Origin of the sequence: Christiangramia forsetii KT0803, assembly GCF_000060345.1 — a bacterium.
Lineage (GTDB): Bacteria > Bacteroidota > Bacteroidia > Flavobacteriales > Flavobacteriaceae > Christiangramia > Christiangramia forsetii.
Map to the genome: position 1 here is coordinate 2,536,314 of NC_008571.1, position 11,837 is coordinate 2,548,150.

11 protein-coding genes are annotated in these 11,837 nt (G+C 36.3%); 3 read left to right on the plus strand and 8 right to left on the minus strand.

The genetic code is table 11. From position 1 onward, the window contains the following. Window positions 1–13: 13 nt before the first annotated feature. The 7 genes from GFO_RS11275 to GFO_RS11305 all read right to left on the minus strand — a co-directional run bounded on the left by GFO_RS11275 (window position 14) and on the right by GFO_RS11305 (window position 8,124). Window positions 14–1,024: a potassium channel family protein gene (locus GFO_RS11275; RefSeq protein ID WP_011710254.1), complete on the minus strand. Its 1,011-nt coding sequence runs from the start codon at window positions 1,022–1,024 to the stop codon at window positions 14–16. After that, window positions 1,021–1,251, minus strand: coding sequence for a PspC family transcriptional regulator (locus tag GFO_RS11280; protein ID WP_011710255.1), 231 nt, complete (start codon window positions 1,249–1,251; stop codon window positions 1,021–1,023). Before GFO_RS11280 ends, GFO_RS11275 begins: the two co-directional genes overlap by 4 nt. A gap of 9 nt (window positions 1,252–1,260) precedes the next feature. Further along, window positions 1,261–2,544, minus strand: coding sequence for a DUF2851 family protein (locus tag GFO_RS11285; RefSeq protein ID WP_011710256.1), 1,284 nt, complete (start codon window positions 2,542–2,544; stop codon window positions 1,261–1,263). 47 nt (window positions 2,545–2,591) lie between these two features. Further along, on the minus strand, window positions 2,592–3,287 hold the full coding sequence (locus tag GFO_RS11290; RefSeq protein WP_011710257.1) for an SGNH/GDSL hydrolase family protein: 696 nt from the start codon (window positions 3,285–3,287) through the stop codon (window positions 2,592–2,594). A 191-nt stretch (window positions 3,288–3,478) separates the two neighbouring features. Next, the gene (locus GFO_RS11295) at window positions 3,479–5,587 is read right to left on the minus strand and encodes an amino acid carrier protein (RefSeq protein ID WP_011710258.1); all 2,109 of its coding nucleotides are present in this window, start codon (window positions 5,585–5,587) and stop codon (window positions 3,479–3,481) included. 240 nt (window positions 5,588–5,827) lie between these two features. Continuing rightward, entirely contained in the window at window positions 5,828–6,808 is a 981-nt protein-coding gene (locus GFO_RS11300) for a PLP-dependent cysteine synthase family protein (protein WP_011710259.1), read from the minus strand. A gap of 83 nt (window positions 6,809–6,891) precedes the next feature. Next, the gene (locus tag GFO_RS11305; RefSeq protein ID WP_011710260.1) at window positions 6,892–8,124 is read right to left on the minus strand and encodes an ABC transporter permease; all 1,233 of its coding nucleotides are present in this window, start codon (window positions 8,122–8,124) and stop codon (window positions 6,892–6,894) included. A gap of 6 nt (window positions 8,125–8,130) precedes the next feature. Between GFO_RS11305 and GFO_RS11310 the strand changes: the two genes are divergently transcribed. Next, window positions 8,131–9,369 (plus strand): exo-beta-N-acetylmuramidase NamZ family protein, encoded by a 1,239-nt coding sequence (locus GFO_RS11310; RefSeq protein WP_011710261.1) that lies wholly within the window; start codon window positions 8,131–8,133, stop codon window positions 9,367–9,369. 260 nt (window positions 9,370–9,629) lie between these two features. Here GFO_RS11310 and GFO_RS11315 read toward each other — a convergent pair whose 3' ends face one another. Then, entirely contained in the window at window positions 9,630–10,124 is a 495-nt protein-coding gene (locus GFO_RS11315) for a YkgJ family cysteine cluster protein (protein ID WP_011710262.1), read from the minus strand. Between GFO_RS11315 and GFO_RS11320 the strand changes: the two genes are divergently transcribed. Together GFO_RS11320 and GFO_RS11325 are read left to right on the plus strand one after the other, a co-directional pair. Beyond that, entirely contained in the window at window positions 10,124–10,828 is a 705-nt protein-coding gene (locus GFO_RS11320; protein ID WP_011710263.1) for an SAM-dependent methyltransferase, read from the plus strand. The two genes, GFO_RS11315 and GFO_RS11320, sit on opposite strands and share 1 nt — an antisense overlap. Window positions 10,829–10,914: 86 nt before the next feature. Then, complete coding sequence (locus GFO_RS11325; protein WP_011710264.1) at window positions 10,915–11,694, plus strand: hypothetical protein; 780 nt, start codon at window positions 10,915–10,917, stop codon at window positions 11,692–11,694. Window positions 11,695–11,837: the final 143 nt, after the last annotated feature.

The following is an 11,837-nucleotide window of genomic DNA, read 5'->3' on the forward strand; positions in this document are numbered from 1 at the left end:
ATTTTTAGAAATTTTATACCGAATAGAATCTTTTTAAACTATCTATTTGTTCAGGTCTCCCAATCATAATAAGTTTAGAATTTTTCTCTAATTTCAGGGATGGCTCGGGGTTTACCACATACGTTCCTAAAGGTGATTTATATCCAATAATGGAGCAGCCTGTATTTTTTCTAATATCGGTCTCTGCAATTGTCTTTTCCCTTCCGTCTGAACATACTTTGGAAAAAGGAATTTGTTCCACATTAATACTATCGTGTTTTCCTGAAACCGAAAGATTATCCAGGAATTCTACAAGATCTGGAACCACCACTAAAGACGCCATATGGCTCCCTCCTATCCTATCTGGCATGATCACATTATCTGCACCGGCAAGTTTTAACTTTTTATAGCTGTTTTCTTCGGTAGCCCGACTTATGATCTTCAGCTCCTTATTAAGTTGGCGGGCAGATAATACGATAAAAAGATTATCTGCATCCCTTGGCAAGGTACAAATCAATGTGGAAGCCCTCTCAATTCCTGCTGTTTCCAATACTTCATCTTCAGTAGCATTGCCAACAATATAATTGAGTTTTTCAGCGCCAATTCCATGAAAAACCTCCTCATTTTCGTCAATGATCACAAAATCCTTTCGGTAATCTACCAGTTTTTGCACAGCTTCTTTCCCGTTCTGCCCATAACCGCAAACAATAATATGATCCTTAAAAGAATCAATTCTCTTTTTCATTTTATTCCGCTTTAGATTACCAATATTATTTTTATTCAGAATATGCTCTGTAATGGTTGAAAGACCAAAACCAAATATAAAAAGTCCGGAAATAATAAATATCGATGTGAAAATTTTACCATAGGCACCCATTGGCTGAACTTCACCATAACCAACTGTACTAATGGTGATTATCGTCATATATAATGCGTCTACCCACGAATAATCATATAAAAACCGGAAGCCGATTATTCCGGTAATAAATACCAGAATAATTAAGACTATAGCCAGTTTGAGCTTTGAATCTACCAGTCTTCTCATAAATCGAAAACCGAAGTTCGCTTAGTATAAATAAGATCTTTTAATCTCAACCAGAACGCCAGGGTAAGATATACCACGAAGCCAACTCCCATCGTGAAAAATGAAGCATATATAAAGAATAACCTTACATTTTTAGCACGCATCCCAAGTTTATCTGCAAGCCGGGTAGAAACATAGAATCCGTGCTTTTCAAGATAATATCTAAAGTTTGAAACCAGCGTCGTCATAGCACAAATTTAAATGTATTTAGGAGACTTCCTTAATAAAGAGGCGCCCAATTCGCATTGTAGACATTTGTTTGAAGTACAATATTCACTATTTAATTGTAACAATGCCTGTGAATGCATAGCTGTAGTCGCTGTTTTTGGTCTCAATTCATTATAAAGATTTACTACGGAATTCTTTTCTGTTTTAATTGATTGAATAAGGTCCTGAATAGATTGCTCATTTTCCTCTCCAATAAACTGAAAATAACAATGTTTAATTGGGACGATACAGTTTATAATGATAATGTCTATAAATGCGGAGGTGAGTTTTTTATTCTTTGTAGTATGAGTTTTGCCAAAATTATAATGAGATTTCCAGTATTCTGAAATTTGCAAATCGAACAGGTCTTTGATTTCAGTTATATTTTTTGCCTGCATTAGCTCATGAAATATATTTTTCTTTTCTGAATATAAAGCAGCGAGTTGTGCTAATCTAATGCTTGGAAAATTATCTGGTCGTAATCTGAAAAATTCGGGGGACGGAAGAAATTCGTTTTTCAGGGAAAACTTATGCTTTAAATAATCATATTCTTTTTGCAACTCTAATGAATACTGGTCTTCCCCCTTTATAAGTTTCGCCTGCCCAAGAAAAAGTGCTTCTAATGAATAGCGATTATTAGATAATTTTTGAACCACTTTAAAATCCAAGCTTTGAGCCATTATCATAAAAGCATCGGCATTAACCTTCGATCCGAAACTTCTGGAAAGGACGGTAAATAAGACCGCCTCCCAATTATTCCCCGTTTTAGCTAAAAGGTCCAGGATGAATTTTGTCTTTCTCTCTAATCGTTCAAAAAATAAACGTTCCAGCCAATGCTCCATTTGAAAATCTGAAAAGTTTTTAAAATCATTCTCACAATTGAGTTTAAGATGATCTTTCTCCAAAAGATTTTCATAGGATTCCTGAAGTCCTTTGTCAACTTTATCTTTTAATACAAGAGTGGGAATTATAGAATTATCGCGGCGGTAAATTTCTTCGTCATGCTCCCAAACCACATGCAGGATTACATTATCGTAGTTCGAATCTATTTCATGACGATGTAGGTACCAATCTGAAGATTTTATATGGATTTCCACATTGCCCGCCCAAAGTTGATCGCCTATCTGGATTTTCGCATTGAAAAAATCTGGCCCGGATAATTCATTCTGAATACCCGGCTTAAAAATTTTTAAATAATCTTTTTCTGAAGTTTTTAAATCTTCAGAATCATATTTTTGGAACTTCCATAAATGATATAAAAAATCCTCTTTCACACATTAAATATATCAATTTAAATAATTGAATATTAGCGTATAAAAAATTATTCCGGAAGTTTTTCAGCAATCTGGTTCACGATTTGGTCAACCCAATATTGGTACATTAATCCGCTTGGATGCAAACCATCGCTGGCTACTAAATCTGGATTGTTCACTGCATCTCTTGAAATAGGAGTAATATTATAGAAAGGAACGTCAAATTCATCGGCTATTCTTTTAAAGACAGCGTTAAATCTATCTATTTCGGCACTAATCTCCTCCTGATCGGCTGAACCAAAAGGGGTATAACCATAGTCTGGAATGCTTACCGCAAAAACACCTTTTTCCATGGTTTTAGAGTGATTCACAGCTTTATTAAAAATGGTTCGAAGATCATCCTCGTATTCCGTAATACGTTTTCCCTGATATTGATTGTTTACTCCAATAAGAATGGAAACAAGATCAAAATCCCGCTGAATATTCAATTCATTCTCCATTCCTCTTAACAGATCTTCAGTAGTCCAGCCAGTCTTCGCTATGATCTTGGGAGCAGCCATTTTATAGCCTCTGGATCTCAGTTGTTCGGCAAGCTGTACCGGCCAACGCTGCGTTTCTACAACACTTTCCCCAATAGTATATGAATCTCCAAGGGCCAGAAAGGTATATTTTGGATCTTCGGGCATTGGGTTGCTTACACTATCTACCGTAGAACTGCAGGAAAAAAGAATAAGGCTTAAAAACAGAAAGTATATTTTTCTCATAATTATCTTTTTAAAGCCTGAAAATAGGATATTTGAAGCTATTCTGAAATAAATTATTTGAGTTTAGCCTTTTCTTAGCATACGAAGAGTGAATATAGAAGTGGCTAAAATGAAAAATTGAGTGCAGTCGAATTTTCAATTAAGGTTTCGACTGCGCTCAACCTGATAAAACAAGTTTTAAAATTTTCCCTTTAAGCGGCGTCCCTAAATTTAGGATTAATAAAAAGCTCCCCTTTTTTAAGTCTATGCCAGTAAGCCTCCATATCTGCTCTTACTTCAGAAGACATAATATATAAACCGATGATATTCGGGAACGACATAGCGAGAATCATCATATCTGAAAAGCTTAAAACGGCTCCCAGACTTACCGATGCTCCAACTACTACAAATACAAGGAACAACACTTTGTAAATAATTTCAGATTTTTTGCTTTGTCCAAATAAATAAGTCCAGGATCTCATTCCGTAGTAAGACCAGGAAACCATGGTAGAAAATGCAAAAAGGAAAACGGCTAGCGCAAGTACCGCCGGAAACCAGGAGATCACACTTCCGAAGGCATCAGAAGTCAATTCAACTCCTTTCATTCCGCCACCAACTTCGTGCATTCCAGTAAAAATAAGCACAAGCGCCGTCATGGTACAAACTACCATCGTATCTATAAAAGGTTCTACCAAAGAAGTAAAACCATCTGCGATAGGATTGGTTGTTTTAGAAGCACTATGGGCAATCGCAGCAGAACCAACCCCGGCCTCACTGGAGAAAGCAGCTCTCTGAAGACCAATTATCAGCACTCCAATAAATCCACCTTTTAGCGCACTTGCAGAAAATGCTCCATTATAAATCGCGGAAAATGCTCCGCCAATATTTTCGATATTAACACCAATTACCACAGCACAACCAAGGATATAAATAATTGCCATCACAGGAACCACCTTTCCCGTCACACGGGCAATACTGTTGATTCCCCCAAGAATCACCGCTCCTACTAAAATGGCGAAGATCACTCCAAAAATAAAACCATGCCCTTGTAAAATAGGGATTTGTTCAGAAACAATTTTAAAAGCCTGGTTAGACTGGATCATATTACCACCTCCAAACGAAGCTCCCACTCCAAGTACAGCGAATAGTCCGGCAAGAAATTTACCAAGACCTTTCATATTTCTTTTTTCTAAACCATAACGCAGATAATTCATGGGCCCACCGAAAATCCTGCCATCTTCTTTAATCTCACGGTATTTCACCCCTAGGGTACATTCGGTGAATTTTAGAGACATCGCGAAAAAACCGGCACAAAACATCCAGAATGTAGCACCTGCTCCACCTAGGGAGATCGCCACGGCCACCCCTGCAATATTACCAAGCCCAACTGTAGCAGAAACCGCTGTAGCCATCGCCTGGAAATGTGTAATTGTTCCCGGAGCATCAGGATTGTCAAATTTCCCTTTTGCGAGTTGTATGGAGTGTTTGAATCCGCGGATATTTACAAATCCAAGCCGTAGAGTAAAGAAAATACTACCCAGAATTAACCAAATAACGATAAAAGGAATAGCGTTGGTTCTTATATCTCCATTTGGATGATGTAAAGGTTGCGGATTATCAAACTTTACCTGTGCGATCATATGGGCATTCTGCTCAATTACATCACTTTTATCATTCGGATTAAAAATTTCACCACCTTCCTGAACGAGATAATTTATAGTCCCAGAAGCATCTGAATACACTTCCCGTTCTTTTCCAGATTCGCTTTGTACGATGGCTATTTTATCACCTTCGGCTACTGAAGCACCTTCAGCAACAAGCCACTCTTTAAGATGGTAAATACTATTGGTGGTAGCATCCCAATTTGGAATGGGGATTTCTTTTTGATCAGAATAAACTATGGGGTCGTAGATTCCTACGGCAGCAAATGGATCCCAGAAAAGAACGCCGCCTAAAAAATCTACTGCAGGCTGTACCTTACTATTAAAGACTTCTGTAATTGAAGTGGCTGGTACAGTAAATTTTTCTTCTATACTCTTCCCGTTAGCATCAGTTACTGTAACTGTATGCTCCATTCCCTCAATAAGACCTTTGGATTTCTTAGAATCAAGAGCTGTGGCCTTTTTACTCCATTTATATTTAAAAGGAGCTACACCTCCCTGAATCTGTAATCTAACAATCCCGTCATTGATCTCCCGGGTGGGATTGATCAATTTTAGAGAAACCTCGAAATCTGAGTAATTTTTTACATCATTCTGTGCATTTGTAATTAAGCTTAACATTAAGAATAAACTGGTTAATAACCACGAATTCTTTATCATATAAATTTAAGTTTGATTAAACATTTTCTATAATCATTCTTATTGAATATCTGCGAAGTATCATAAATAGCGTCATTCTGTTCCGATAACTATCGGGATTGCTTCAGAATCTCATAAAACTAAGTATCGATAAGGTAATTTGAGATCCTGAAATCGAAGATTCGACGAAGTCAAATAAATTTAGGGTAACGAAACAACTATAGAATAAAACCAGCTATACAAATCATTCTTTTAAATGATTCAATCTAAATAGCCTTGTTTTTTCATCCACTCATTATTGTACATCTTACCAACATACCTGCTTCCATGATCATGGAAAAGAACCACTACCACATCATCTTTAGTAAAGTGCTCTTTCAACTGAAGTAACCCCTTGGCCGCGGCACCTGCACTATTACCAAGAAAGAAGCCCTCCTCCTTAGAAAGTTTTTGAGTATATACTGCTGCATCTTTATCGGTTACTTTGGTAAAACCGTCAATAACATCAAAATCTACATTTTTTGGCAGGATATCTTCTCCAATACCTTCTGTTACATATGGATATATCTCTTTTTCATCAAAAACACCTGTTTCGTGATATTTCTTAAATACAGATCCATAAGTATCTATTCCCCAAACTTTAATATTTGGATTTTTTTCTTTTAAATATTTTCCGACGCCAGAAATAGTTCCACCGGTTCCCACTCCTACTACAAAATGGGTTACTTTACCATCGGTTTGTTTCCAGATCTCCGGACCTGTGGTTTCATAATGAGCCTCACGATTTGCAAGGTTATCGTATTGGTTTACATACCACGAATTCGGGGTTTCTTCTGCCAGTCTTTTTGAAGTTGAATAGTAAGAACGGGGATCATCCGGCTCAACATCTGTAGGGCACACGATTACTTCACTTCCCACAGCACGTAAAATATCCATTTTCTCTTTACTTTGCTTGTCGCTAAGTACACAGATCATTTTATATCCCTTTACGATTGCGACTAAAGCCAGGCCCATTCCCGTATTTCCTGAAGTTCCTTCAATAATAGTCCCTCCGGGTTTTAACCATCCTTTCTTTTCAGCATCTTCAACCATTTTCACCGCCATACGATCCTTAACAGAATTTCCGGGATTAAAGGTTTCATATTTCGCAAGTACCAGAGCGTCTATCTCTTCAACAATTTTGTTCATTTTCACCAAAGGAGTATTCCCTATGGTACCCAATATATTTTCAGCGTATTCCATTTTCAATTTTTAAGAATGCAAATGTAAAAAATCCTTAAGCCTTATGCCAAGAATTACAGATGCTTATATTTTTACAGGAAAGTTTAATCGAATTTTATCGCTTTCACCGGGGATATTTTGGAAATTATAATAGATGGGATTAACAACATCAACATACATAAAAGTAAGGTTCCAAAATTCACCGCGAGAATATAGTCCCAATTCAGATAAATTGGAACTTCGCTCACATAATATGTTCGAGGATCTAAAGGAATTAGTTTAAAATATTTCTGAAGCGCTAATATTCCAATTCCAATTAAATTACCCCAGAACAGACCAAGTACAATAAGATAACCTGCGTTATAGAGAAAGATCTTTCTTATGCTCCAGTCTCCTGCACCAAGACCTTTTAAAATTCCAATCATTTGGGTTCGTTCCAGGATCAAAACTAATAAAGCGGTAATCATATTGATCCCTGCGACAAGGATCATAATCCCAATAATTAGTGCAATATTAAAGTCGAAAAGGGACAACCATTCAAACATGGAGTAATACTTCTGACTGATCGTTTGAGTATCCAGAAAAGAACCGGTATTTTCATAAACTTCATTTCCTTTTTGATCCAGTTCATCAAAATCGTTTACGAAAACTTCAAAATTTCCAACCTGATCGTCTTCCCATTTATTGATACGTTGAATATGCCTTATATCGGCAATCAAATAGAGCTCATCAAATTCCTGAAATCCAGAATCATAGATACCGGTAATTTCGAATCCTCTGGCAAGAGGACGTTCACTATCTTCCCGAAGAAAATAAGTAGGCACTCTATCTCCAACTTTTAACTGAAGCCTGTTTGCAAGGTATTGTGAGATTAAGATCTCATCATTTAAATTTTCTGTGAAGTCGGGAAGCTTTCCATCAATTAAAAATTCTTCAAAATATTCCCAATTATAATCATCCCCAACACCCTTTACAATAATACCTTCAAAATCTTCTTCAGTCCTTATGACCCCAAATTTTGTAGCCACTGCCTGAATATGCTTTATCCCATCTACGGAGGTAAATTCGGGATAAAATTCCTGTTCTTTGGAAACCGGAATTAGAGAAACTTTGGAACTGTTATTATCGTAACTGGAAATATTTATATGCCCGTTAAAGGCTGCGATCTTATCTCTTATCTTTTCCTGCAAGCCCAGACCGGCTGCAAAAGCAACAAGCATCACAATAACCCCAATAGCAATTGCCGTGATCGCTATTTTTATAATAGGTGCAGATATGCTACTTTTATATTTTTTAGCGCTGATTAGCCGCTTTACAACAAAATATTCGAAATTCAATATCCTATGATTAAGAGGTTGCTCAAAAGTACATTTTTATTCTTTCTTATCGGAATTCTTTCCTGCGGAAACACCAACAATCAATCGAATCCAGTTGCTGAAGAGATTGCCGAAGCTAAAAAACAGGAAGACACAAACTTAGAAATTATTACAGGTGCAAATCAAACGGAGGAATATTTACCGCTTCTGAAAAATAAAACGATCGGGATCGTAGGAAACCAGACTTCTATTATTAAATCAGAAAAAGGCAATTTTACACACCTGGTGGATTCTTTGCAAAGTCTGAATATTCAAATTAAAAAAGTGTTCGCTCCCGAACATGGGTTTCGCGGCACTGCCGATGCGGGTGAAATTATAAAGGACGGGATAGATACCAAAACCGGACTGCTTGTAGTTTCCTTGTATGGAAAGAACAAGAAACCATCTTCTGAAGTTTTAAAAGGAATAGACTTAATGGTCTTCGATATCCAGGATGTTGGAGCAAGATTTTACACCTATATCTCAACGCTACATTATATCATGGAAGCCTGTGCTGAAAACGATATTCCTTTATTAATTCTGGATAGGCCAAACCCTAACGGACATTACATAGACGGCCCCATTTTAAACCCTAAATTTCAAAGTTTTGTGGGGATGCATCCTATTCCGGTTGTTCATGGGTTGACTATTGCAGAATATGCAAAAATGATAAACGGTGAAAAATGGCTTAAAGATGGTGTTCAATGTAAATTGAATATCGTGAAAATTAAAAATTATGATCATTCTAAAAATTATTCTTTACCGGTTAAACCATCTCCAAACCTACCCAACGACCAAGCCATAAATCTTTATCCCAGCCTATGCTTTTTTGAAGGTACCAATGTAAATGCCGGTCGGGGAACAAGTTCACAATTTCAAGTATTTGGCTCTCCTTTTTTAAGTAATGAATACTACAGTTATTCCTACACGCCTAAATCTATGGAGGGTGCCCAAAATCCCAAACATTCAGGTGTAATGTGCATTGGCAAAAACCTTCGTGAGACCGAGAACTTAAACAAACTAAATCTTGAATGGCTTATAGCTGCGTACAATAACACTTCAGATAAATCTAAATTCTTCAATTCATTTTTTACAAAACTGGCAGGAACAGAAAGGCTTCAAGAACAAATTGAAAGCGGAAAATCTTCAGAAGAAATAAAAGCATCCTGGGCAGAAGGGCTGGAAGATTTTGAGAAAAAGAGGGAACAATACTTACTTTATCAATAAGAAATTTTTCGCCCAAAAATTCTATTATCCTTCAATAGGATCAACCACAAACTCTAAAATTAATAAGTGGGAATGCATTTAACAGCTGTAACTTTTGTAATTTCAAATTAATGACTTTCCGTTTTTTGGCATAATAGTTATCTCGTCACCCTGAATTTATTTCAGGGTCTCAATTTATAATATTGATTTATTATGTTATGAGATTCTGAAACAAGTTCAGAATGACGCTTTAAAAACAACCAATAAGATTATAACTTAGCCTAACTATTGACTCTTCTTTTCATCTCTTCCACAATATTATAGGCTGCAGGGCAAACTGCGGTATTTCTTATCGTAATATTTGAAATCTTATGAAAATCTTTCCTGTCTGTATGCGGGTATTCGCGACAGGCTTTAGGTCTTTTTTCATAAATAGAACAGTAATTATCTTCTCCTAAAAAAGGACATGGCACTTGTTGTAGTACAAAATCATTTTCTTCGTCCAGCCTTAAATAGGTATCAATAAATTCACCCGGCTTCATTCTAAAGTGCTTACTAATTCTTTCTATATCCTTTTGAGTAAATAGCGGGCCCGTAGTTTTACAGCAATTAGCACAGTTTAGGCAATCGGTTCTGGAAAATTCATCCTCGTGAAGTTCAATCATAAGAGTATCCAAATTCTTCGGTGGCCTTTTCTTTAGCTTAGAAAAGAACTTTCTATTCTCCTTCTTCTTATCTTTGGCTCTTTCAGGTAAACTCTTTAGAATCTCTTCCATTGGACAAAAATAAGGATATATTCGGCACGGCCATCAAAGCATTTTTCAAAGAAAATGACAAAACGGACATCATCGTACATTCTCCAGATTTTGATGATGATATAATCCCCGTGGAATATCTTTTCAGAAATTTTGACGAAATGCCAAAAATTGAACAGGAAGCCCTCAGATTATGCCACGGAAAGGTGTTAGATGTCGGCTGTGGGGCAGGAAGCCACGCCTTGTATCTTCAAAACAAAAAAGATTCTCAGGTAAAGGCAATAGACACCTCTAAAGGAGCCATTGAAATTGTAAAGAAGCGAGGGGTTGAAAATGCCACTTATGAAGATTTTTTCAATATAAGGAATGAGAAATTTGATACCGTTCTAATGCTGATGAATGGTATTGGTATTGTTGGTCAATTGAAAAATCTTCAGCATTTTTTTGAACATTCAAAATCACTATTAAATGAAGACGGTAACATATTACTGGATTCTTCAGACCTCATTTATTTGTTCGATGATGAAATCATTGAATCAGAAAAATATTACGGAGAATTTGAATTCAGTATAAGCTATAAAAATCAAAAGGCTGATAGTTTTAACTGGCTTTATATCGACCCAAATCTTCTACAAGAATATGCCCGGGCAAATAATTTTCATTGTGAAATTTTGAGAAAAGGCAGTAATCATGATTATTTGGCCTGCCTTACTATAATGAAGTAGTTTAGGAATAATATTAATTTTCTAATCGTACTAAAACAGCGCTAAATCACTATTTTTCATATTTTTGTCTCAATGTACCTATAACCATGATTAGATTTAAAAAGTTATTTATATTTTTCTTTGCTGCCACTTTTATACTGTCCTGTTCCAAAGACAGTCCAAATCGATCCGGAGATGGATCGATTGACCGTACGGCTAACTTAAAAAGCCTTGGTTCCTCTGCATCAGACTTGCTTAACGACGCTACCTTTACTTCGTTAAATATTGAGATAGTATATGTTGAGGGAAATCGCCCAACGGAAGAAGGCATTAATCTCTTTCGGAATTTTTTACAATCACGAATCTATAAACCTGATGGGATAAAAATTAATTTAAGATCTGCAAACTCTTCAGGGAAAGCTCCATTTACTATTGAAGAAATTGTAGATATTGAAAAAGAAGAGCGTACTTCTTATAATGTAGGCGATGAAATAGCCGTTTGGATTTATTTTGCTGATGGCAGTAATGAAAAAGACACTAATGAAAAGTTTGTTCTGGGATCTGCGTTTAGAAACACCTCGATGGTTATTTATGAAAGAACGATAAGAGAGTTCGCCAATAGAACCGGTGCTCCTAATAGAGCTACTATTGAAGCTGCAACCTTAAACCATGAATTCAGCCATTTATTTGGCTTGGTTAATTTGGGTACGACTCCGGTTACAGATCATGAAGATCCTGAAAATGATGGTCATTGTATTGTAGATGGCTGTCTTATGAGATCTTCAATAGAGTTTGGAAGCGGTGTTGTGAATATAATTGACGGCTCTGGAATTCCAACGTTAGATGACGCATGCATCCAGGATCTACAATCTATAGGAGGGAGATAAAAATCTAATATATTTTTGTATATCCGCACAGTATGATAAAATCACAAGTCATTCTGAATTTGTTTCAGAATCTTATAAAAATATTGTCAAGATGGTAACTTAAGACCCTGGAATTCAGCGTTACAACCGAACTATAAATAAAA